Genomic DNA, 24,164 nt, shown 5'->3' with positions numbered 1-24,164 from the left:
CAGCCAATAAAAGTCTGGAAGCTTTAAATATTCTAAATTATTTTCCTCCCAACATTTCCATATATTCTAACGCAATTCTTGTATTCTTGACATTTTCAAAAGTCAGCAAAAGCTTTAAACCAGTTGGCGTTTCCTTTTCCTTTATTTTGCAAATGTTACTATTCTTTGTAACGAATTGTATCATATTAGTAAATCGCTTGGATTGATAGTAATCAGATTGCTGATCTGACACAAAATAGCCAATCATTTTTCCTTTTTTCATCACTAATTTCTCAATTCCTAAACGGGTTGCAATCCATTTGATTCGAATACTATTCATTAAAGCCTTTGCACGTGGAGGCATTGGTCCAAAACGGTCAATCAGTTTATTTTGGAAAATGATTAATTCTTCTTCGTTTTTAACAGCTCCTAATTCATTATATAAACTCAAACGTTCTGAGACATTATTAATATATTCATCAGAGAAAAGCAGTTCAAAATCGGTATCGATTTGCAAATCTTTTACATATTCTTTAGTTTCAATATCATTTTCTTCAGGATATAAATCCTTAAATTCATTTTCTTTTAATTCATCGATGGCTTCGTTTAAAATTTTCTGATACGTATCAAAACCTATTTCGTTGATAAAACCACTTTGTTCACCACCTAATAAATCTCCCGCACCACGAATCTCAAGATCCTTCATCGCAATGTTGAATCCACTTCCTAATTCGCTGAATTGTTCTAAAGCTTGAATTCTTTTTCTAGCATCATCAGTCATCGCAGAATATGGAGGACAAATAAAATAACAAAATGCTTTCTTGTTACTACGTCCTACTCGCCCACGCATTTGATGTAAATCAGAAAGTCCAAAATTATTTGCATTATTTATAAAAATCGTATTTGCATTAGGAACATCTAATCCACTTTCAATTATTGTGGTTGCTACCAAAACATCAAATTCTCCATTCATAAAGGCCAACATCAACTCTTCTAGCTTTTTTCCTTCCATTTGTCCGTGACCAATTCCCACACGAGCATTTGGCACTAAACGCTGAATCATTCCTGCTACTTCTTTGATGTTTTCGATTCTGTTATTAATGAAGAAAACTTGTCCATTGCGCTGAACTTCATAAGAAATAGCATCCCGAATCAACTCTTCACTAAAACCTACAACATTGGTTTCAATAGGATATCTGTTAGGCGGCGGCGTTGTAATTACAGATAAGTCACGCGCTGCCATTAATGAAAACTGTAGAGTCCTAGGTATTGGTGTAGCCGTTAATGTCAATGTATCAACATTAGCAGCAATCGTTTTTAATTTGTCTTTTACGTTGACACCAAATTTCTGTTCCTCATCAACAATCAATAATCCTAAATCTTTAAAAACTACATTTTTATTTACTAATTGATGTGTTCCTATAACAATATCTAGTTTTCCGTCGGCTAAATCTTTTAAGGTTTCTGTTTTTTGTTTAGCGGTTCTAAAACGATTTAAATATCCAATTGTAACCGGCATATCCTTCAACCGTTCTGTAAAAGTTCTGTAATGTTGGTAAGCCAAAATAGTTGTTGGTACCAAAATCGCCACTTGCTTGCTATTATCGACTGCTTTAAAAGCAGCACGAATTGCAACTTCGGTTTTTCCAAAACCTACGTCACCACATACCAAACGATCCATTGGACGATCACTTTCCATATCAGCTTTTACTTCTGCTGTAGACTTTGTTTGATCTGGCGTATCTTCATAGATAAACGAACTTTCTAATTCATTTTGCAAGTAACTGTCAGGAGCAAACTGAAATCCTTTATCCAATCGTCTTTTAGCATACAATTGAATCAAGTTGAATGCAACGTGCTTGACTCTAGCCTTGGTTTTTTGTTTTAAAATCTTCCAAGCATTCGAACCTAACTTATAAATCTTAGGCGGCGCGCCGTCTTTTCCGTTATATTTTGAAATTTTATGAAGTGAATGGATACTCACGTACACAATATCATTGTCAGCATAAACCAATTTAATAGCTTCCTGTGTTTTACCTTCAACTTGTATTTTCTGTAATCCACCAAAACGTCCTATTCCGTGATCGATATGCGTTACATAATCACCAACCGAAAGTGTTGTCAATTCTTTTAAGGTGATATTCTGCTTTTTAGAATAGCCACTTTTAATATTGAATTTATGGTAGCGCTCAAAAATCTGGTGATCAGTATAACACGTAATTTGATTTTCATCATCGATAAATCCTTGAAACAAAGGCAAAACTACGGTGTGATATTGCTTAAGAATGTTCTCAGAATTAGCCTCGTCTAGCGTTTCGAAAATATCATGAAACCGCTTTGCTTGATTTTCATTCGAACAAAACAAATAATTCTTATAGCCGTTAAAGTGATTTTCACTTAAATTGTTCAGCAATAAATCAAATTGTTTATTAAAAGATGGTTGTGGTTGAATATGATATTCAAATTTCTTAGTAGTTCTAAAAATAGGTTTTGAACTCAACTCAACGACTGAAAAATCTAACGCTCTTTTTATAAAAGAAGCTTGATTTAAAAACAACTGTTCCGGTGTAGAGCGCTTTATTTCTTGAGATAATTTGGCAAAAGCCTCTTCAGCTTTTTCAAACTGTTTATCTAGCTGCGAAAAAAAATCTTCGGTGTTTTGGATGAAAATTACTGTTTTCTCAGAAATGTAATCTAAGAAACTCTCTCTGTTTTCCTGAAAGACTTTATTTTCAACATTTGGAATTATGGTAATCTTTTTTTGTGTTTCAATAGACAACTGCGTGGCAACATCAAAACTACGAATGCTTTCTACCTCATCACCAAAAAACTCTACCCTGTACGGATTATCATTAGAAAATGAAAAGACATCGACAATTCCTCCACGTACAGAGAACTCGCCTGGTTCTGTAATAAAATCTACTCTTTTAAATTCGTATTCAAATAAAACTTCGTTAATGAAATCGATTGAGATTTTATCACCAACTGCTACTTTCAAAGTATTTTTATCCAACTCTCTTCGGGTTACTACTTTCTCAAATAGCGCTTCAGGATAAGTGACGATAATAGCAGGTTTTTTGTGGGAATTGATTCGGTTTAAAACTTCAGCACGTAATAAAACATTAGCATTATCAGTTTCTTCGATTTGATATGGTCGTCGAAAGGAGCCAGGATAAAACAATACATCCTGATCACCAATCATTTGTTCTAAATCATTTAAATAATAGGCAGCCTCTTCTTTATTATTTAAAACAATTAAAAAAGGTAGTTCTGATTTTTTAAAAATAGAACGTATTACAAATGAAAGTGCTGATCCCAGCAACCCTGACAAATGCATTTTAACTTGATTGTTTTCTTGTAAACGAGCAACAATTTGCTGTGTTTTGGGAGAACTATCGTAGGTGTTATATAATATTTTTTTACTCAACTCTAGGTATGTTTTCGTCAATAATTACATTAGGTATTGCTCTAGAAGCGTCCCTCATTTTTATTAAATCAGACTCTCCTACTTCGACTGGAATTTTACTTTTATCAACCGTTTTTTCCATTTGCCTTTGTAAGGAAACTAATTCTAAATTAATCTCTGCGATTAATTTTACCACTTTTTTGTCTGGAATATTATCAAGATTGATATATAAATCTAGCATCTGCGTCTTAGCAACTACAGTAGAAATTCTACTTTTTATAGCAGGTATGCTGTAAGCGCCAGGAATATTATCGTTTAAAGCCATAGCTTTTTTAGTAAGTGCTTTAGACTTTTGCTGAAAACATCCAATTGTCTTTTTAGGTTTTTGAGCTAATTCAACAAAAAAGACTCTCCATTCATTCCAGTTCGCCAAACTATTTTCGGCGGCTTCTGTAACAGGAGTGTCATAAAATACCCAGCCTTTCTCGATGTTTTTAAGTATAACTTCTCTTTTTTGTATTTCTTTCTTATTTTCTGCGATACGCTTTTGATCGTCATTTTGACAGGAGTACAAAATAAAAACCAAAGATAATAAGACTACTATTTTGTTTATCATTTGGATTTGGATTAAAGTACAAAGTTACAAAGTAAATTTACAATTACGAATACGGAAATTGGAATAACAATCCATTAACTTAAACTAATTTAATATGATTAAAAAAGAAATAATTAAGAAATTAGATTACTAATTTTATATTCTTTTTACAAATTGATCTGCATTATTATCATATTTATAATATTCACAAAATTGTTATATTTGTAGCTCAAAATAGACAAAATGAGTACTAAAATATTGATTATCGGTGCTTGCGGACAAATTGGGACTGAACTTACCCATAAACTGCGTGAGATTTACGGAACCGAAAACGTAATTGCTTCTGACATTAGAAAACTAAATAATGATGTCGTCAATTCAGGACCTTTTGAAGTAGTAAATGCATTAGATTTTAACCAAATCGAGCATCTTGTAGAAGTTCACAAAATAGATGAAATTTATTTAATGGCTGCACTACTATCTGCAACTGCCGAGAAGAATCCAGCGTTTGCTTGGGACCTGAATATGAACTCTTTGTTTCACGTTTTGAATTTGGCGAAAGCTAAGAAAATAAAAAAAATATTCTGGCCTTCTAGTATCGCTGTTTTTGGACCTACGACTCCTAAAGAGAGTACGCCACAATATACCGTTATGGAACCTTCAACCGTTTATGGAATCAGTAAGCAAGCAGGCGAAAGATGGTGTGAATATTACTATAATATTTTTGGTGTAGATGTTCGAAGTATACGCTACCCTGGTTTAATAAGCTGGTCATCTCCTCCTGGTGGTGGAACTACTGATTATGCTGTTGATATTTTTCACAAAGCACTTTCAGATAAAACTTATGAGTGTTTCTTATCCTCTGAAACTAAAATGCCGATGATGTATATGGATGATGCAATTGCTGCAACCATACAGATCATGCAAGCACCAGTAGAACAAATAAAAATTCGTTCTTCCTATAATTTAGCGGCAATGAGCTTTACGCCAACGGAGATTGCTGCTGAAATCAAAAAACATATTCCTGAATTTACAGTAACTTATGAGCCTGACTTCCGTCAAAAAATTGCGGATAGTTGGCCAGCAAGTATTGATGATGCAGAAGCTAGAAAAGATTGGAACTGGAAGCACAAATTTGATTTGGAAACCATGACCGTCGATATGTTAGAGCATCTAAAGTAACATAAAACGCAAACAGTCTAGCTTTAAAAACTAGACTGTTTTTTTTGCAGTATAAAGATTCCAGCTAGGTTTATCGCTAAATCATTAAGTAATCACTAATATGTACAGTAGCCATACACAGCCCAGAATCTCCAGCATTGTAAGTTACACATCGATCCCAAAAGATTTTTAATTTATAAACAGATAGAAACTTTTAAACGATGAGCTTAACAAATTATTTTAGTAATAAAACTTTTGTTTCATTGAATCAAGCAACCTATAAATTAGAATATTGGCCCATAAAGATAAATGTCTAAAAGTGAGATATTTATTATTTTATCGCTATATTTATATTACTAATAATTAGTTTAAATCTTTAATCATATTAAATATCATGTCAGAAAAAAACAAAAAACAATTTGGGGTATGGATGGATTCTACTCACGCAACTATTATTGGAAGAGAGAATGTTGACGAGGGAGATTTTGTAGTTCTAGGACATGTTAATGCTGAAGAAGCAGGGCGTAATTCAAATGAAAAAACGGCTAATAATCATGAAATAGGTATTACTCAAAAATTCTTTAAAGAGATAGCCGCTAAAATGCCTAATGTAGACCAGATTCATTTAACCGGAACAGGACAAATCCAAGAACAGTTTATGAAGTACCTTGATGATTCCGCTCAATATAAAAACGCCGTTAAAACGGAGAGCACTTCTAACAAAATGAGCGACGAAAATGTAATTGAATTTATCAATAAATATTTCGAATAAGTCTTATCCGATTCAAAAACACAAAACCCCTTTAGAATTTAATTCTGAAGGGGTTTGTCATTAATAATAAAAACGAAATAATTTTAGTTTAATGGAAAATTATTTAAGCTCGTACGTGTTGTTTTCTTTTTTAATATCAGCCATTAAACCACTTGGATCAATAGTGATTTTCTTAATTGCACTTTTAGGCTTTGCAATCATAAATTCCATCGTTGGAAATGCCCAAGCCCAATCTCCTAAAACTGTTCTTTTTATTGCTGGATTAGGATTCTGCTTTTCGAAATTCATCATTCTTAAAGGAATATAAAAACTCTCCATAGTTCCATCAGTGTATTCTACTAATAGGTCAATTGGCATAGCCATTCTACCATTCCTTTCTAAAGTTACAATCGTTCTTTCACCAATATCTCTTGGCTCTCTAATCCCGTAATCAATAGTGTTGGTTGTTTTTGTCCAGTCTGTCAAATACCAATCTAAATTTGCTCCAGAAACCCTTTCAGCTGATCTTTTTATGTCATTAGGCGTAGGGTGCTTAAATTTAAAATCACTGTAATATTTCTTTAGAGTCTTCATTAAATTCTCCTTACCTATCAAATATATTAATTGTGCTAAAAACACCTCGCCTTTACTGTACGATGTAATGCTATAAACTCGATTCTCATCAAAACGATCTGCATGTGTGGTTTGAGGCAATTCTTTACCAGAATTCACCATTGAAAAATAATTTTTATAAGCTCCTTCAAATGGATTTTCTACTTTTTTATCACTCATTTGATTTAATGCGTAATCTTCTATAAAGGATGTAAAACCTTCATCCATCCATCCGTGTTTTAACTCATTTGAAGCTAATACATGTTGGAACCAAGAATGCGCCATTTCATGAGCAGTAACTCCTAGCAACCCTTCAAATGTACCTTGACCTAAAATTAAAGTACACATTGCATATTCCATACCTCCATCGCCACCTTGTATTACTGAATATTGCTTGTATGGATAATCGCCAACAGTTTTATTGTAAATTTCCATTAACTCAACTGTTTTAGGCTGTAGATTTTTCCAGTTTTGAATATACTTTGGATTATTCTTATAAAGGAAATGTAGATCTACGTTATTAGGACCTTTTACAATATCATGAATATACTCTTTGTCTGCAGCCCAAGTGAAATCATGAACCATTGGTGCATTAAAATGCCAAGTTAATGTTTTAGTTTTCTTTGGTACAGTTACGACTATTCCTGCGTCTTGATAACCATGACCAATTTCATTTTTGTTTTGTAAGTATCCCGTACCACCTAAAACATATTCTTTATCAATTGTAATTTTTACGTCAAAATTTCCCCAAACACCATGAAACTCTCTTGCGATGTATGGATCTGCATGCCAACCTTCAAAATCGAATTCGGCCATTTTTGGATACCACTGTGACATTGAAAATTCTACACCTTCAGCATTATTTCTTCCTGAACGACGAATTTGAACTGGAACTTGACCGTCAAAATTTAACGTCAAAGTAGTTTTAGAATTAGGAACTATTGGTTTAACCAAAGTAACTTCAAGAATTGTTCCTGCTGCTTTTACAGATGCCACGATACCATCTTGCTTAAAATTTGTAATGTTTAAATATCCCGTTTCATTAGGTTGTAAAGTTTTAATTCGGCTTTCCTTAATCTCATTAGAACCTACCTTTACTTTGTTTACCATTCTGCCGTCTGGATCCTTAATGCTTGAAACTCTAGCATCCATTTCACTTCCCGGTTGAAAAGCATTGTTATATAAATGATAGTATACTTTTTTAAGTGTATCAGATGAATTATTAGTATAAACTAATTCCTGAGTACCTTTATATTTGTATTCTTTCACGTCCATGGTGACGTCCATTTTATAATCAGCGTGTTGTTGCCAATACGCATTGTTTTGAGCGATCAGACTTCCAAAGCCTAGAGTCACAAAAGAAAGTAAAAGTAATTTTTTCATATATACATTAAAATATAAATGGAAGGACGAATCGCCCTTCCATTATGTGAATTTTTAAACTATTATTATTTTGACATTTTTTCTGCCATTATTAAAGCATTGTAAGCGTTCACTATTTTTCCTGATTTAGATAAGGTAGTAAAAGAACGTTTATCACTTGCTTTTCCACCCACAATCACTTCAGTAGTTATTGCTACTCCTGAATCCATTAAAATATGCTTCACTTGCTTAGCAGATAATTTTGGATAATAAGAACGTATTAATGCAGCAACTCCTGCAGCATTTGGCGCAGCCATTGATGTTCCTTGTAAATATTGGTAAGAGTTATTTGGAGTTGTAGCATAGATTTGGACACCTGGAGCAAAAACATCTACATTAACTTTTCCAATATTAGAAAAACGAGCCACAACTTTATCTCCGTATTCATAATTTAATGCACCAATTGTTAGCACATTATCAGCGTATTCTGTTTTTTTATCATCTGCGTCAGTTGGAAAATTATCCGCAAAGTCAATATCCTTAGCATCGTTTCCTGCAGCATGAACAAATAAAACATCTTTAGATTCAGCATATTTTATTGCATCATAAACCCATTGCTTGTGAGGAGAGAACGCTTTACCAAAACTTCCATTGATTACTTTAGCTCCGTTATCAACAGCATAGCGAATTCCTAATGCAATGTCTTTATCATACTCATCTCCATCTGGTACTGCACGCACCGTAAGGATTTGTACATTGTTTGCAACACCATCTCCACCTAAATTATTGTTTCTAGTTTGAGCAACAATACCTGCAACGTGAGTTCCATGAAGAATTTCCTTCTTGTCTGGTCCCATTACATTGTTGTCTCCGTATTTAGTGTCCGTGATATCATTTGGATTATCACCTACAACTTTACGATAATCTACCTTAAGATTTTCTCCGCTAATTAAAGCTTTAAAATCATTTAGATCTTTTTCAATCGCTTCCTTTAATCCAGCAACAGGCATTCCGTATGAAAGCATTTGTTGCATGGTAGTTTTGCTTTTAAGTAATGTAGCATCTTTAGTAACGATAGCTTTTACTTCATCTGCGGTGTAAACTGGTTTGCCAAAATGTTTTACTAATACAGCATCACCATCTTTAATTGCAACTAGCATTTCCTGTAAACGACCTTGTCCTACACTAGCTTCAGCAACTTTTTTATCATTAACACTTTTAGCTGCTTGATACGTTACATCATCAGCGATAGTTTTATCCTTAATAATTCTTTCGTATTCTAAATTCTCTTTAGTAATATCACCTAGAAAATTCCAACCATGAATATCATCAATATATCCATTATTATCATCATCTATTCCGTTTCCAGGAATCTCTTTTTTATTTGTCCACAAAACTGATTTTAAATCTTCGTGTTCAATATCTACTCCAGAATCTACAATACCTACAATTACAGGAATACCTATTTTATCTTTCAACAATTCAGCATAAGCTCTGTCCACGCTCATACCAGGGATAGTATCTTTTACGATATCTAAATGGCTCCAACGTTTCAATTCGTTTTCAGTTAACGCCGCTTTCTTTTTAACATTCAAAGGAGCAGTTATAGCACTTAAATTAGTAGTATTAATAACTTGCTTTGAAGTACCACATCCAGCCAAAACGAGCAATGCAAAGGCAGATATGTAAATAGGTTTAATAGGATTCATTATTAATGTTTTTTTAGGTTTTTGAAATATTTGTCTAAAATAATTTTTTTTGTTACAAATCTAAGTATTCTTAACACTATGTTAAGATTTCCTCGCAGCTATGAACTTGCTTTAATCGCACTCCTTTTTCAGTATGTTGAACAGTGATAATTTCATTATGAGCATCATGTTCTAAGAATAAGTAATAATTATTATCAGCAGCCGCATTTAAGAATTTTTCCTTTTCCGGCATTGTCAATAAAGGCCTAGTGTCATATCCCATTACATAAGGAACGGGAAGATGTCCGGCTGTGGCCAATAAATCAGCGCAAAAAACTATTGTTTTATCTTGATACTGAATGTGAGGTAGCATTTGTTTTTCAGTGTGTCCATCTGCAAAGAAGATGCCAAAACCCAGCTCTGATTGCGTTAAGTAATCGCCTTCAGGTCTTTTTACAAAATTTAATTGGCCGCTTTCTTGCATTGGCAAAATATTTTCAGATAGGAAAGATGCTTTCTCGCGTACATTAGGTTTTGTTGCCCATTCCCAATGATTTTCGTTACTCCAAAATTTAGCATTTTTAAAAGCAGGTTCGTAACCTGTTTTACTATCATTCCAATTTACGCTACCGCCACAGTGGTCAAAATGCAAGTGAGTCATAAAAACATCAGTCACATCATCACGATGAAAACCGTATTTAGCTAAAGATTTATCCATGGAGTGTGTACCCCAAAGCGAATAATATCCAAAAAATTTCTCGGATTGTTTATTGCCCATTCCAGTGTCAATCAAAATCAATTTATTCCCATCTTCGATTAACAAGCAACGCGCTGCAATGTCAATCAAATTGTTTTCATCTGCCGGATTAGTTCTATTCCAAATTGTCTTTGGCACTACGCCAAACATAGCGCCACCATCCAATTTAAAATTTCCAGTTTCTATAGGATATAATTTCATAAACTTTTATAAATTTTGATAGAAACCAAAGTTAAGGAATTCAAATTCGATTCGCCCTTACAAATAACTTTTTTCTATTTTATCATTAGTTATAAAAATGTTATCAATTATGGAAAAAGCTTTTTATATAGTATCTTTGTCCTTAATTTAGACAAAATCAATATAAGGTCTAATTCGAGTTTCTAAAAATTACTTTTAAAACAGAATTTATTGCTCAATTAATAACTTGTAAAACAAATAAAAACGAACTTATGATTAAAGTTTCTGACACTGCAAGAAAAAAAATTATTGATCTTATGAAAGACGATGGTTTTGATGCTGCAACAGACTATGTGAGAGTTGGTGTAAAAAGCGGCGGATGTTCTGGATTGTCTTATGATTTAAAATTTGATAAAACTAAAAATGAAGAAGATAAAATTTTCATTGACAACGACATAACGATAGCTGTAGAAAAAAAATCATTTCTATACTTAGCCGGAACAATATTAGAATTTTCAGGAGGAATAAACGGAAAAGGATTTGTTTTCAATAATCCAAATGCCAACAGAACTTGTGGATGCGGAGAGAGTTTCTCTTTGTAAAACATTAAAATAAAAAATATGTCAAAATATACCGAAGACGATTTAAAAATCGAACTCGAAACTAAAGAATATGAGTACGGATTTTACACAGACTTAGAATCTGATACGTTTCCCATAGGTTTAAACGAAGATATTGTGCGTGCAATTTCTCTGCGCAAAGAAGAACCACAATGGATGACGGATTGGCGTCTTGAAGCTTTTCGTGCTTGGCAATTAATGATTGAGCCTGAATGGGCAAATGTGCATTATAAAAAACCTGACTTTCAAGCTATTTCTTATTATTCAGCTCCAAAAACAATTGATCCTAATAAAACATTAGATGATGTTGATCCGGAACTTTTAGAAATGTATAAAAAGCTAGGAATCTCGGTTGATGAGCAAAAAATGATGAATAATGTAGCAATGGATATTGTTGTTGACTCGGTTTCGGTAGCAACTACATTCAAGAAAACATTAGGTGAAAAAGGAATTATCTTTATGAGTATTTCTGAAGCTATCAAGGAACATCCAGAATTAGTTCGCAAGCACTTAGGAACTGTTGTCCCTCAAAAAGACAATTTCTACGCGGCGCTGAATTCAGCTGTTTTCTCTGATGGATCTTTCTGTTATATTCCAAAAGGCGTTCGATGTCCAATGGAACTTTCGACTTATTTTAGAATTAATCAAGCAGGAACAGGACAATTCGAAAGAACATTATTAATTGCTGACGAAGGAAGTTACGTAAGTTACCTTGAAGGTTGTACTGCTCCAAGTCGTGATGAAAATCAATTACACGCCGCTGTTGTCGAATTGATCGCAATGGAAGGCGCAGAAATAAAATATTCTACCGTTCAAAACTGGTTCCCTGGAAACAAAGAAGGTGTAGGTGGTGTTTTCAACTTTGTTACTAAAAGAGGAATTTGTGAGAAAAACGCAAAAATTTCTTGGACACAAGTTGAAACGGGTTCTGCAGTAACTTGGAAATACCCGTCAGTAATTTTAAAAGGAGATAATTCAGTAGGAGAATTTTATTCAATTGCGGTTACTAATAATTATCAACAAGCTGATACTGGAACAAAAATGATCCATTTAGGTAAAAATACTAAATCGACTATTATTTCTAAAGGTATTTCTGCTGGAAAATCACAAAATAGTTATCGTGGTTTAGTGAAAATTGGACCAAATGCGGATAACGCTAGAAACTTTTCACAATGTGACTCGTTACTTATGGGTAACAATTGTGGTGCGCATACTTTCCCTTACATCGAAACAAAAAATCCAAGTGCTAAAATTGAGCATGAGGCTACAACTTCAAAAATTGGTGAAGACCAAGTTTTTTATTGTAACCAACGTGGAATTCCAACGGAGAAAGCAATTGCTTTAATCGTAAATGGTTTTAGTAAAGATGTTTTGAACAAGCTGCCAATGGAATTTGCTGTAGAAGCTCAAAAATTACTTGAGATTAGTCTAGAAGGTTCAGTAGGTTAAAAAATTTATTTAAATTTATATAGCTATGGATATTGTTTTAAAAAATGTGAAGAAGAAAGATTTTCCAGTGTTAAAATCATTGGCAAAATCACTTGGATTTGAAATTATTGAAAAAATTGACAAGCCATACAATCCTGAGTTTGTAAAAGAAATTTTAGAAGCTAGAGAAGAATTAAAGCAAGGAAAAGGAATAAAAATGTCATTGGAAGAAATAGACAAACTATGGAAATAGTTTTTTCTAAAAAAGCGCAAAATGACATATTACTTTGGAATAAATCTGGGAAGAAGAAAATTCTAAAGAAAATATCTGAATTACTACGAGACATTCAAAGAAGTCCTTATGAAGGCATTGGAAAACCAGAACAGTTGAAACATAATTTATCTGGAGTATGGTCTCGAAGAATTGATAAAGAACATAGATTAGTTTATGAGATTATAGACGAAAACACAATAGAAATATTAAATATCCTTTCAGTAAAAGGTCATTACCAATAAATAAAGACAACATGTTATCAATAAAAAATTTACATGCCACAATTGGCGATAAAGAAATATTAAAAGGAATTAATCTTGAAGTAAAGGCAGGAGAGATTCATGCAATAATGGGACCAAATGGTGCTGGTAAAAGTACATTGGCTTCAATAGTTGCAGGAAACGAAAACTACGAAGTAACGAGTGGCGAAATTTCATTAGATGGAGAAGATCTAGCTGATTTAGCACCGGAAGAAAGAGCTCATAAAGGTGTTTTTCTTTCGTTTCAATATCCAGTAGAAATTCCTGGAGTTTCTGTTACAAACTTTATCAGAACAGCTATTAACGAAACTCGTAAAGCACAAGGTCTGGAAGAAATGCCAGCTAACCAAATGCTAAAAGTGATTCGTGAAAAATCAGAGTTATTAGAAATAGACAGAAAGTTTTTATCTCGCTCTCTTAACGAAGGTTTCTCTGGTGGAGAGAAAAAACGTAACGAAATTTTCCAGATGGCGATGTTAGAACCGAAATTGGCTATTCTTGATGAAACTGATTCAGGACTTGACATTGACGCTTTACGTATTGTTGCAAATGGTGTAAATAAATTGAAAAGCGATAAAAACGCAGTGGTTGTGATTACGCACTACCAGCGTTTATTAGATTATATCGTTCCTGATTTTGTTCACGTTCTTATGGACGGAAAAATTGTAAAATCTGGTGATGCTAGTTTAGCGCTAGAATTAGAAGAAAAAGGATACGATTGGATCAAACAAGAACAAGAAGCATAATAAAAAATGGAATTAAAAGAAAAATTACTATCGTCTTTTATGGCTTTTGAAGAGCGTGTGGATGTTCACTCTGAACTTCATGATGTGCGAACTGCTGCCATAAAAAACTTTGAAAATAAAGGATTCCCATCCAAAAAAGAAGAATCTTGGAAATACACTTCACTAAATGCCATCTTAAAAAATGACTTTACAGTTTTTCCAAAGCATGAAAACTCAATCGAATTCAGCCAAGTTAGTAAGTACTTTTTAAACGAAGTAGATACTTATAAAGTGGTTTTTGTTGATGGTGTTTTCAGCTCTCATTTATCTTCAACAACTCATGAAGGAATTGATGTTTGTTTGATGGCTTCGGCATTGAATAAACCAAAATACAAAATGGTTATTGACAAATATTTTAACCAAATCGCGAATAAAGATGATAGTTTAACTTCTTTAAATACGGCTTTCGCCAATGAAGGAGCTTACATCAATATTCCGAAAGGTAAAGTGGCACCAAAACCGATTGAAATCATGTATTTCTCTACAGGAAATCAAGCTGCACTTTTGGTTCAACCAAGGAATTTAGTAATCGTTGGCGAAAACTCACATGTTCAGATTATTGAACGTCACCAAAGTTTGAATGAAAATCCAGTACTAACAAATTCTGTTACTGAAATTTTTGCTGAAAAACGTGCCATCGTCGATTATTATAAAATTCAGAATGATACGCTTGAAGCGAATCTAATTGACAATACTTTCGTTTCTCAACAACAAGAAAGTCATGTATATGTACATACTTTCTCTTTTGGGGGGAATTTAACACGTAATAATTTAAATTTCTATCACTTTGGTGAAAGATTGACAAGTACGTTGAATGGAATTACAATTATTGGCGGAAAGCAACACGTTGATCATTATACTTTAGTAAACCATGCAACTCCAAATTGCGAAAGTTTCCAAGATTATAAAGGTATCTACTCAGACCGTTCAACAGGAGTTTTCAACGGAAAAGTATTTGTTGAAAAAGAAGCTCAAAAGACAAATGCTTTCCAGAAAAGTAACAATATATTGTTGAGCGATAAAGCAACTATAAATGCAAAACCACAATTAGAGATTTTTGCAGATGATGTGAAATGTTCTCACGGTTGTACAGTAGGACAGTTAGATGAAACAGCATTATTTTACATGCAGCAACGTGGAATCCCTCAAAAAGAAGCTAAAGCATTATTAATGTACGCGTTCTCAAATGTAGTTATCGAAAACATCAAGATACCTGAACTAAAACAAAGAATTACCAAAATTATTGCCACCAAATTAGGCGTTAAAATGGGATTTGATTTGTAATTTTAATTAAAGAGTTCACTAAGATTACAATAAGGTCACAAAGTTTATAATTGAACTTTGTGACCTTATTGCTTTTTTACTTTGGGCTCTTTGTGTTTAAACTCAAACTCCCTATTATCCCTTTCAACATTCCGTTTACATCAAATTTTGCGTCTTCCGTCAATCCCATTCTCACAATTACTAAATCAAGTGAAGGAATAATAAATACTTTCTGCCCTTGAAAACCATTGCATGAATACAAATCTCTTGGCGCATCAGGATATCTTCCACCAGCGTTTAGCCAAAAGTGACCTCCATAATCTCCTTTTGATCCCTTTGTAGGAGTCGCAACATATTTCGCCCAACTTTCATCAAAGACTTGATCGCCATTCCAATTCCCTTTGTGCAAATACAACAAACCAAACTTAGCCCAATCTCTTGTTGTTGCCCAACCGTAAGACGAACCCACAAAATTCCCTTTCATGTCCGTTTCAATAACCATCGAGTTCATCCCAATTCTATCAATTAAGTCTGTATACCAAAAATCAAGGTATTCTTGTTGCGTTTTAAATTGGCTTCTCAAAATTCCACATAATAAATTCGTAGTTCCTGATGAGTAATTCCAATTTGTGTTTGGTTTGAAAGCAGCAGGTTTTACTAATTGCGATCGTGACATGTCCTTCTCTTGGAAAAGCATATTAGTAGCATCACAGATAGTGCTATAATTTTCCTCCCATTCTAGTCCGGAATTCATATGCAATAAATCATTTGTGGTTATTATTTTACGATCATCTTTTTGCCATTCCGCTATAGGAGCTGATTTATAAATATCATATTTTCCTTGTTTTTGAAGAATTCCAAACATCGTAGCCGTAATACTTTTAGTCATTGACCAACCCAAAATTTTGCTTTCTTTATCAAAACCTGTATCGTATTTCTCCGCAATTATTTTGTCTTTATAGATTACTAAAACAGATCGCGATCTTTTATTAATTTCGCCTTTTTTATCAAAAGCATTGGCTACAGCCGCATTTAACTTAGTGTAATCCACATTACTGAAAAGAGTGTCTTTGGGTTCTAAATTTCCATAAGGAAATGGTAAATTGTTATTTAATTTAGTTCTTTTTGGAACTTCATAAGGCTTATTAAGGTCAAAATCTTCTGTTATCAAAGTAGCTCCTAAACCTTCACGATAAATTGCCTTTCGTTCCTTTAATCCGTAAACGGAAGCTATTGCAAATTTTCCAGCATCGTCAATTGTGTTAGTAGCTAAATCTATTAGTTTAATATCGTTATCGCCTCTCTCAATCATTTCCTGAGATCTACCATCTATAAAATGTCCCGAAGCAATACTTTTGGCTGAAAAGCCAGAAATTAAATCTAGTTTAGGATAAGTAGTAAATCCTACGTAGAAAAGTGCAATAATTAAGGCAAGACCAACGAACTTAAAGAATTTTTTCATTTTGCTAAAGAATTAATTTATTGCAATTTAATAAAATAATAGTTCATAGATTCAATAAAAAAATTCTATGAATGCATAACAAAGAATCATAAAAATTACGCAATTCATACCCAATACAATTTCGTTTTTCATTACTTTTGTATTTAGAACTTTTCTAAATAATTATGCTAGATATAAATAAAATTAGAGCAGATTTTCCAATTCTTTCTCAGAAAGTAAACGGAAAACCATTGGTTTATTTCGATAATGGAGCGACATCACAAAAGCCACAAGTTGTCATAGATGCCATATCAAAGTACTATCAGGAGATTAACGCAAATATTCATCGTGGCGTTCATACTTTGAGTCAATTAGCCACAGATGCCTATGAGATTTCACGCGGTAAGATTCAAAATCACATAAATGCTAAATTTTCTCATGAAGTACTTTTTACTTCGGGGACCACTCACGGTATTAATTTAGTTACTAATGGATTTGCTTCGTTATTAAAAGCGGGTGATGAAATTTTAGTTTCGGCACTGGAACACCATAGTAACATTGTGCCTTGGCAAATGTTATGTGAAAAAACAGGAGCTATCCTGCGTGTAATTCCTATGAACGAAAATGGAGAATTGATAATGGCTGAGTACGATAAATTACTTTCAGATAAAACCAAAATTGTTACCGTAAATCATATTTCGAATGCTTTAGGAACTGTCAATCCTATAAAATATATGATTGACGAAGCGCATAAATTCGGCGCAGCAGTTTTAATTGATGGCGCGCAGGCAGTTCCGCATTTAAAACCAGATGTTCAAGAATTAGATTGTGATTTCTATGTTTTTTCCGGACATAAAATTTGTGGACCAACAGGTACTGGGATTTTATATGGTAAAGAAGATTGGTTGAATAAATTACCTCCTTATCAAGGTGGTGGAGAAATGATCAAAGATGTAACTTTCGAAAAAACAACTTACGCTGAGTTACCTCATAAATTTGAAGCTGGAACTCCTAATATCGCTGGAGGAATTGTTCTAGGAACAGCTATTGATTATATGAATGAAGTCGGTTTTGAAAACATTCAACAGCAAGAATTAGAATTACTAGAATACGGAACAAAACGCTTGTTAGAAATTGACGGTTTAAAGATTTACGGCACCGCTAAAGAAAAAACATCTGTAATTTCATTCAATATTGAAGGAATTCATCCTTACGACATTGGTACGATAATTGACAAATTAGGTATTGCAGTACGCACCGGACATCATTGTGCGCAACCTATTATGAATTTCTTTAATATTCCCGGTACTATTAGAGCCTCATTTGCTTTCTATAATACTAAGGAAGAAATTGATGCCATGGTTGAAGCTGTAAAAAGGGCAAAAATGATGCTGTCTTAAAAAAATAAAATTATGAAAATCCTAACTTTATTATTTCTAACTCTTTTTATGGGTAAAAGTTGTGATAGTGCAAAAGCCCAAGATATGGAAGCTGCAGTTATTGAATACACTGCAAATACTAGAGGATTTTACCAGAAAATAACAATCAAAAATCAGATGCTGAGTGTTTCTAAAGATAGAAATACTGAAGATAACGCGGTTGTTACCAAAATTGATGATGCTAAATGGAATGAATTGGTTACCTACTTTAAAGAGGTGAAATTAGAAACTTTAAAAGATTTAAAAGCTCCAACCGAAAAAAGATTTTATGACGGTGCGGCTATTGCCAATTTAAAAATTAGACATAAAGATAAAGTTTACGAATCAACTAGTTTTGATCATGGTTTTCCACCAAAAGAAATAAAAAAGCTAGTCGATAAAATAAACTCATTTGTTAAAAAAGAATAAAACTGAAACAAATTCAGCTTACTATGAAAATAAAAGAAATACAAGAAGAGATCGTTGATGAATTTTCGATGTTTGACGATTGGATGGAGCGTTATGAATATATCATTGAACTTGGTAAAAAACTTCCTTTAATTAAGGAAGATTACAAAACAGACAATAACCTAATTAAAGGATGTCAATCGAAAGTCTGGTTACAAGGTGAGCAGACTAACGACATGATTGTTTTCACCGCAGATAGTGATGCCATTTTAACTAAGGGAATTATAGCGATATTAATTCGTACGTTCTCTAATCAAAGTGCAAAAGATATTCTTGAAGCTGATATGGATTTTATCGATGAAATCGGTTTAAAAGAACACTTGTCACCAACTCGTGCAAACGGCTTAGTTTCAATGATAAAATATATTAAAATGTATGCTTTAGCGTTTAATGCTCAAAATTAAAATAACTAATAGTTTTTTAAAACATATAAGTCAGATAAGTTTTTTAACAAGATTCACCTGAAGTAATTTTTTAACTATGAATTTTACAAAAGCATTTCTAAAAGATTTAGTTTATCAGGTTAATGGCGCAGCAATTGAAGTTCATAAAAGTATTGGTCCTGGCCTTTTAGAAGGCGTATATCATCAATGTCTTAAAAAAGAACTAGAATTACGAAAAATAAACTTTTTATCTGAATTGACAATTCCTTTGAAATATAAAGGATTTGAGTTAGAATCTAAATTAAGATGCGACTTATTTGTTGAAAATGTGCTAGTGCTGGAATTAAAATCAGTTAATGAAGTTAATCCTATATTCGAAGCACAACTTCTAACTTATATGAACTTATTACATTCACCAATTGGATTACTAATTAATTTTAACGTAAAAAATATATTTTACGAAGGTCAGAAAACGTTGGTAAATAATTACTACACTAATCTTGCAGATTAGAAGAATAAATGTAACGAATAAAAAAAAACTTACATGGCTTATATGTTCAGAATAGAAGTAATGTATTTAAAAATCAAAAATAAATAATAATGGAACAAGAAATAGACACAACTGAATTAGGCGAATCAATCGTAAAAATGTTAAAAACAATTTACGATCCTGAGATTCCTGTAGATATATATGAACTGGGATTGATCTATGACGTAATGGTAAATACGGATTATGAAGTAAAAATTCTAATGACTCTTACTTCTCCAAACTGTCCAGTAGCAGAAAGTCTACCTAGAGAAGTAGAAGAAAAAGTGAGATCAATTGAAAATGTAAAGGACGCTGAGGTAGAAATTACATTTGATCCACCTTGGAGTAAAGATTTAATGAGCGAAGAAGCTAAGTTAGAATTAGGTATGCTATAATTAGTCATAAAGTCATAAGTCATAAAGTCTATTTAGAGCTACTTTATGACTTTTGACCTTCGACTTTAAGACTTTAATATGGACGAAATAATAAATAAGGTAGCGAATAGTGTTTTGGAAGTTTTCGATCTAGAAGATTATTATCCGAAAGGAATTCGTGCGCAAATCGATATTTCCCACTGGCTCATAGAAGGATTTTTATTGAAGGAAAAAGATTTTAGAGAGCAACTTAAAAATCATGATTGGTCACAATATCAAGATCAATTTGTTGCTATTAATTGCAGTACAGATGCTATTGTTCCTGCTTGGGCATCCATTTTAGTTGCTATTCAATTAGCACCATTTGCGAAAAAAATTATTGATGGAACAATTGAAGATTTAGAAGCTTCATTATATGAAGAGTTACTTGCTAAAATTGATTATTCAGTATATTCAAACAAGCCAATGATTATAAAAGGTTGCTCAAGAAAACCTGTGCCAATGCGCGCCTACGTTTTAGCTGCGCATTACTTACAGCCTTTTGCGAGAAGTATTATGTACGGAGAGGCATGTTCAGCAGTTCCGTTATTTAAAGCAAGTTCAAAAGGGTAATGTACATTCTATTTTTCAATCATTTATTTATAAAATTAAAATTTAGCAAAAATTATTTATTTTTGGCAAAACTTTTAAATAGCATTTTATGAAAAATATAGCAATCACTTTAGTTTTTCTTATGAGCATTTTTGCTGCTAATGCACAAGAGACTGCAATAGACACGACGAAACTTTGGACTAAAAAAGGAAATTTTTCTTTGCTTTTTAACCAATCTTCTTATAACAAGCAATGGTTAGGCGGCGGAACTTCTAATATTGCTGGTAATCTTGGAATCAATTATGACTTCAACTATAAAAATGGCGATGTCGTTTGGGACAATAAATTTATTTTAGCCTATGGCTTAAGTAAAATAAAAGGTGATGCTAAAACAGCCAAAACAGATGATCGTTTAGAGCTAAATTCTCTTTGGGGTAAAAAAGCTACTGGAGAATGGTATTATTCCATGTTCTTTAATTTTAAAACACAAATGGATAGCGGTTTAGACAAGAATATGATTAAAATCTCTCATTTCTTCTCTCCTGCTTATTTCCAGTTTGGACCTGGTATTTGGTGGAAAAAAAGTGACAATCTTAGCGTCAATTTTTCTCCCGCAACAGCTAAGCTAATTGTTGTTCATCCACACTTTACTGAATTTGGACCTTCTTTTGGAGTTTTACAAGGTGACTCTTCTCGCTTTGAATTTGGAGCTAGCATTTCAGGATATTATAAAATCAATTTAATGACAAATGTTTCCATTGAAAACAGATTGAATTTATACTCTAACTACTTAGACCAACCGCAAAACGTAGATGTCGACTACCAAATGAATGTAATCATGAAAATAAACAAATACCTATCAGCAAACGTAGCATTTCAAGCTATTTATGATGATAATTCAATTAAGGCTGTACAAACTAGAGAAGTTTTTGGATTAGGAGTTAATTACGGTTTCTAGATCAAAATAATATTTATGCAAAAATCCCTTTTGAAAAATGATTTCAAAAGGGATTTTTTATTTTCATTAACTTCCAATAAAATTATTGGGAAATGTGAATTAACAAAATTTCTATAACCTATTTCGGAGCTGCAATTTCCATCAAAAATGCAGCTAGCAACGCACCATAAGTTCCTATTACATAACCAAAAACTGCTAAAAGAACACCTACACTAGCTAGTGATGGATGAAAAGCAGACGCTACAATTGGCGCAGACGCTGCTCCACCGATATTGGCTTTACTTCCAACAGCGAGAAAGAAAAATGGCGCTTTAATGATCTTCGCAACAATAACTAATAGTAGAACGTGAATCGCCATCCAAATCAGCCCTACGATCAGTAATCCAGGATTACTCATCACAGATCCTAAATCCATTTTCATTCCTATAGATGCAACAAGAATATATATAAAAACGCTTCCTATTTTACTTGCTCCAGCTCCTTCATAAGCTTTAAGTTTAGTGAAAGAGAATAGAATTCCTAAAGCCGTTGCAATCGTAACCATCCAAAAGAACCGATCTCCAAAAGTAGATGCAAAACTTGTAGGATCATTTACAATTTCGAAATTAGCTTTTAAAAAGTCGGAGAAAGAATTACTTCCCCAATGCGAAAGACCTACCGCTGCAAAAGCAATACCCAAGATAATCATTAAGTCGGTTAAGCTAGGATTTCTAATTACGTTATCAGCATAAGCTGTAACTTTCTCTTTTAGTTCTTCAATTGAACTGTTATCAGCTTTCAGCCATTTATCTATTTTTTCTTTTTTTCCAATACCAAATAGTAGAAAAGCCATCCATATATTAGCAACTACTATGTCTACTAGAACCATAGCTCCGTATTTTTCCTGATTGAATTTGAAAACTTCAAGCATTGCTGCTTGATTAGCTCCACCGCCTATCCAACTTCCTGCAATGGTTGAAAGTCCACGCCAAGCGGCATCAAACCCTGCACCACCAACAGTTTCAGGAGAAAAAATAGACATGATCAAAACAGCTATTGGAGCTCCAATTATTACACCTACGGTTCCTGTAAAAAACATAATTAATGCTTTTGGCCCTAATTTAAACATCGCTTTCAAATCAATGCTCAATGTCATTAAAACTAAAGCAGCTGGAAGTAAGTACCGACTAGCAATAAAATATATCGAAGACTTTTTTGCAATTAATTCACCGCTTTCACCCACTTCATTCCACTCCGGTGCAATGATATTTAACGAGCTGAATATCGAAGGAAGTAAATAACACATCAACAAAGAAGGAAAAACAACGTAGAATTTTTTCCAAAATCCAAATTTTATTGCAGAAGTGTAAAACACAAATGCTAAAAGAAGCATCAATAATCCAAAAACGACTGTATCGTCTGTAATAAAAGGTGGGTTTTTCATGTTTTTAATTTGGCTGCAAAATAGAACAAATTAATTTTAAGAAGAGTATTTATACTTAGACTTTTTTTCAAAGAAAAATCCCTCTTGAAAAATCAAAAGGGATTAAGCATTTTATTAAACAGAGATATAGCTATTCGTCGTCACTTTCCTCTTTATCTTCCTTTTCAACAGCATCCTTATAATCTGGATACAAGAATTTATTGTAAGGAAAACGAGTAATGTGAATCTGTCTCACAGCTTCATAAACACGTTCTCTGAATTCTTCAAAATTTTCTTTTTGAGTAGCGGAAATAAACAAAGCATTTTGCTCTCCTACTCTACTCATCCAAGTTGATTTCCATTCTTCAAGTGTAAAATGTTTATTCGTTTTCTCAGTCATCAAATCATCTTCATCAATAGTCAAATGTTTGTAGGCATCAATTTTATTAAAAACCATAATAACAGGCTTATCATTAGCTTTGATATCTAATAATGTCTGATTTACCGATGCAATATGATCTTCAAATTCAGGGTGAGAAATATCAACTACGTGTAATAAAAGATCGGCTTCACGAACCTCATCTAATGTGCTTTTAAAAGAATCTACCAATTGTGTTGGCAATTTTCGAATAAAACCAACAGTATCAGAAAGCAAGAAAGGTAAGTTTTTAATCACCACTTTTCGAACAGTAGTATCTAAAGTTGCAAAAAGTTTGTTCTCCACAAAAACATCACTTTTACCTACTGCGTTCATTAAAGTTGATTTCCCAACATTAGTATACCCCACTAAAGCCACACGAACCATTGCACCACGATTTCCGCGTTGCACGCCTTGTTGCTTATCAATAGTTTTTATTTTTTCTTTCAATAATGCGATACGGTCACGTACAATACGTCTGTCTGTTTCAATCTCCGTTTCACCAGGTCCACGCATCCCAATTCCTCCTTTTTGGCGCTCAAGGTGCGTCCACATTCCGGAAAGTCTTGGTAGTAAATATTGACATTGCGCTAATTCTACTTGCGTTCTTGCGTATGAAGTCTCAGCACGTTGTGCAAAAATATCAAGAATAAGATGCGTTCGATCAAGGATTTTACATTCCTCAATTATTTTAGATATATTTTTTTGCTGTGAAGGAGACAATTCATCATCAAATACTAATGTTGAAATATCATTTTCTCTAACAAATTGATGAATCTCTTCAATCTTTCCTGTTCCAACAAAAGTCTTTGGATTAGGACGTTCCATTTTTTGCGAAAAGCGCTTTACCACTTGGCCTCCAGCAGTAAAGGTCAAAAACTCTAATTCATCAAGATACTCGTTAAGTTTCTCTTCACTTTGATTTTGCGTTACAATACCAACTATAGCCGTTTTTTCGAAATTTATTACTTCTTTTTCTAACATGTCTTTGAATAAGCTACAAATTTAATGATTTGTAAGGAACTTATGTTGTAATGGGTTTATAAAAAAATCACAAGCTT

23 protein-coding genes are annotated in these 24,164 nt (G+C 33.1%); 15 read left to right on the top strand and 8 right to left on the bottom strand.

Annotated features, from left to right (window positions below; translation table 11 throughout):
- Positions 1-37: 37 nt before the first annotated feature.
- Positions 38-3,406: a transcription-repair coupling factor gene (mfd, locus tag BC961_RS05245; protein WP_121924808.1), complete on the bottom strand. Its 3,369-nt coding sequence runs from the start codon at positions 3,404-3,406 to the stop codon at positions 38-40.
- Positions 3,399-4,001, bottom strand: coding sequence for a hypothetical protein (locus BC961_RS05240; RefSeq protein ID WP_121924807.1), 603 nt, complete (start codon positions 3,999-4,001; stop codon positions 3,399-3,401). The genes mfd and BC961_RS05240 overlap by 8 nt, the downstream gene beginning before the upstream one ends.
- 222 nt (positions 4,002-4,223) lie before the next feature.
- On the opposite strand from BC961_RS05240, the gene BC961_RS05235 reads away from it, so the two are divergent.
- The gene (locus BC961_RS05235; protein WP_121924806.1) at positions 4,224-5,162 is read left to right on the top strand and encodes an L-threonine 3-dehydrogenase; all 939 of its coding nucleotides are present in this window, start codon (positions 4,224-4,226) and stop codon (positions 5,160-5,162) included.
- A gap of 373 nt (positions 5,163-5,535) precedes the next feature.
- Entirely contained in the window at positions 5,536-5,913 is a 378-nt protein-coding gene (locus tag BC961_RS05230; RefSeq protein ID WP_121924805.1) for a hypothetical protein, read from the top strand.
- 99 nt (positions 5,914-6,012) lie between these two features.
- On the opposite strand, the gene BC961_RS05225 is transcribed toward BC961_RS05230, so the two are convergent.
- The 3 genes from BC961_RS05225 to BC961_RS05215 form a co-directional block, all read right to left on the bottom strand.
- Positions 6,013-7,887, bottom strand: coding sequence for a M1 family metallopeptidase (locus BC961_RS05225; RefSeq protein ID WP_121924804.1), 1,875 nt, complete (start codon positions 7,885-7,887; stop codon positions 6,013-6,015).
- 65 nt (positions 7,888-7,952) lie between these two features.
- Positions 7,953-9,575 carry a S8 family peptidase gene (locus tag BC961_RS05220; RefSeq protein WP_121924803.1) on the bottom strand — a complete coding sequence of 541 codons (1,623 nt, stop codon included), beginning with the start codon at positions 9,573-9,575 and terminating at the stop codon, positions 7,953-7,955.
- A gap of 76 nt (positions 9,576-9,651) precedes the next feature.
- Entirely contained in the window at positions 9,652-10,512 is an 861-nt protein-coding gene (locus tag BC961_RS05215; protein ID WP_121924802.1) for an MBL fold metallo-hydrolase, read from the bottom strand.
- Between the two features lie 251 nt (positions 10,513-10,763).
- On the opposite strand from BC961_RS05215, the gene BC961_RS05210 reads away from it, so the two are divergent.
- Genes BC961_RS05210 through sufD form a run of 6 tightly spaced genes read left to right on the top strand, consistent with a single transcriptional unit; the run spans position 10,764 to position 15,142 of the window.
- Positions 10,764-11,093 (top strand): HesB/IscA family protein, encoded by a 330-nt coding sequence (locus BC961_RS05210; RefSeq protein WP_121924801.1) that lies wholly within the window; start codon positions 10,764-10,766, stop codon positions 11,091-11,093.
- Between the two features lie 18 nt (positions 11,094-11,111).
- On the top strand, positions 11,112-12,560 hold the full coding sequence (gene sufB / locus BC961_RS05205; RefSeq protein ID WP_121924800.1) for a Fe-S cluster assembly protein SufB: 1,449 nt from the start codon (positions 11,112-11,114) through the stop codon (positions 12,558-12,560).
- Positions 12,561-12,585: 25 nt separating this feature from the next.
- Entirely contained in the window at positions 12,586-12,792 is a 207-nt protein-coding gene (locus BC961_RS05200) for a DUF2683 family protein (protein ID WP_121924799.1), read from the top strand.
- On the top strand, positions 12,783-13,055 hold the full coding sequence (locus BC961_RS05195; protein ID WP_121924798.1) for a Txe/YoeB family addiction module toxin: 273 nt from the start codon (positions 12,783-12,785) through the stop codon (positions 13,053-13,055). The genes BC961_RS05200 and BC961_RS05195 overlap by 10 nt, the downstream gene beginning before the upstream one ends.
- A gap of 11 nt (positions 13,056-13,066) precedes the next feature.
- Complete coding sequence (gene sufC, locus BC961_RS05190) at positions 13,067-13,819, top strand: Fe-S cluster assembly ATPase SufC (RefSeq protein WP_121924797.1); 753 nt, start codon at positions 13,067-13,069, stop codon at positions 13,817-13,819.
- Positions 13,820-13,825: 6 nt separating this feature from the next.
- Positions 13,826-15,142, top strand: a complete 1,317-nt coding sequence (sufD, locus tag BC961_RS05185; protein ID WP_121924796.1) for a Fe-S cluster assembly protein SufD — start codon at positions 13,826-13,828, stop codon at positions 15,140-15,142.
- Positions 15,143-15,218: 76 nt separating this feature from the next.
- Here sufD and BC961_RS05180 read toward each other — a convergent pair whose 3' ends face one another.
- Positions 15,219-16,583, bottom strand: coding sequence for a serine hydrolase domain-containing protein (locus tag BC961_RS05180; protein ID WP_121924795.1), 1,365 nt, complete (start codon positions 16,581-16,583; stop codon positions 15,219-15,221).
- Between the two features lie 164 nt (positions 16,584-16,747).
- Between BC961_RS05180 and BC961_RS05175 the strand changes: the two genes are divergently transcribed.
- The 7 genes from BC961_RS05175 to BC961_RS05145 all read left to right on the top strand — a co-directional run bounded on the left by BC961_RS05175 (position 16,748) and on the right by BC961_RS05145 (position 21,283).
- The gene (locus BC961_RS05175; RefSeq protein ID WP_121924794.1) at positions 16,748-17,962 is read left to right on the top strand and encodes an aminotransferase class V-fold PLP-dependent enzyme; all 1,215 of its coding nucleotides are present in this window, start codon (positions 16,748-16,750) and stop codon (positions 17,960-17,962) included.
- A gap of 12 nt (positions 17,963-17,974) precedes the next feature.
- Positions 17,975-18,409, top strand: coding sequence for a hypothetical protein (locus tag BC961_RS05170; protein WP_121924793.1), 435 nt, complete (start codon positions 17,975-17,977; stop codon positions 18,407-18,409).
- Between the two features lie 23 nt (positions 18,410-18,432).
- Complete coding sequence (locus BC961_RS05165; RefSeq protein ID WP_121924792.1) at positions 18,433-18,852, top strand: SufE family protein; 420 nt, start codon at positions 18,433-18,435, stop codon at positions 18,850-18,852.
- A gap of 76 nt (positions 18,853-18,928) precedes the next feature.
- The gene (locus tag BC961_RS05160; protein WP_121924791.1) at positions 18,929-19,342 is read left to right on the top strand and encodes a GxxExxY protein; all 414 of its coding nucleotides are present in this window, start codon (positions 18,929-18,931) and stop codon (positions 19,340-19,342) included.
- Positions 19,343-19,431: 89 nt separating this feature from the next.
- Positions 19,432-19,755 (top strand): SUF system Fe-S cluster assembly protein, encoded by a 324-nt coding sequence (locus tag BC961_RS05155; RefSeq protein ID WP_121924790.1) that lies wholly within the window; start codon positions 19,432-19,434, stop codon positions 19,753-19,755.
- Positions 19,756-19,833: 78 nt separating this feature from the next.
- Entirely contained in the window at positions 19,834-20,346 is a 513-nt protein-coding gene (locus BC961_RS05150; RefSeq protein WP_121924789.1) for a DUF2480 family protein, read from the top strand.
- 88 nt (positions 20,347-20,434) lie between these two features.
- A complete protein-coding gene (locus BC961_RS05145) occupies positions 20,435-21,283 on the top strand; it encodes a DUF3078 domain-containing protein (RefSeq protein ID WP_121924788.1) in 849 nt (282 codons plus the stop codon).
- A gap of 118 nt (positions 21,284-21,401) precedes the next feature.
- Here BC961_RS05145 and BC961_RS05140 read toward each other — a convergent pair whose 3' ends face one another.
- On the bottom strand, positions 21,402-22,706 hold the full coding sequence (locus BC961_RS05140) for a DUF819 family protein (RefSeq protein WP_121924787.1): 1,305 nt from the start codon (positions 22,704-22,706) through the stop codon (positions 21,402-21,404).
- A gap of 130 nt (positions 22,707-22,836) precedes the next feature.
- On the bottom strand, positions 22,837-24,087 hold the full coding sequence (hflX, locus tag BC961_RS05135; RefSeq protein ID WP_121924786.1) for a GTPase HflX: 1,251 nt from the start codon (positions 24,085-24,087) through the stop codon (positions 22,837-22,839).
- Between the last annotated feature and the right edge of the window lie 77 nt (positions 24,088-24,164).

The sequence above is a fragment of the Flavobacterium weaverense genome (genome assembly GCF_003688495.1).
Classification (GTDB): Bacteria; Bacteroidota; Bacteroidia; order Flavobacteriales; family Flavobacteriaceae; genus Flavobacterium; species Flavobacterium weaverense.
The sequence above is the reverse complement of the archived record's forward strand: the minus strand, read 5'-3'. Positions and strand labels throughout refer to the sequence as shown.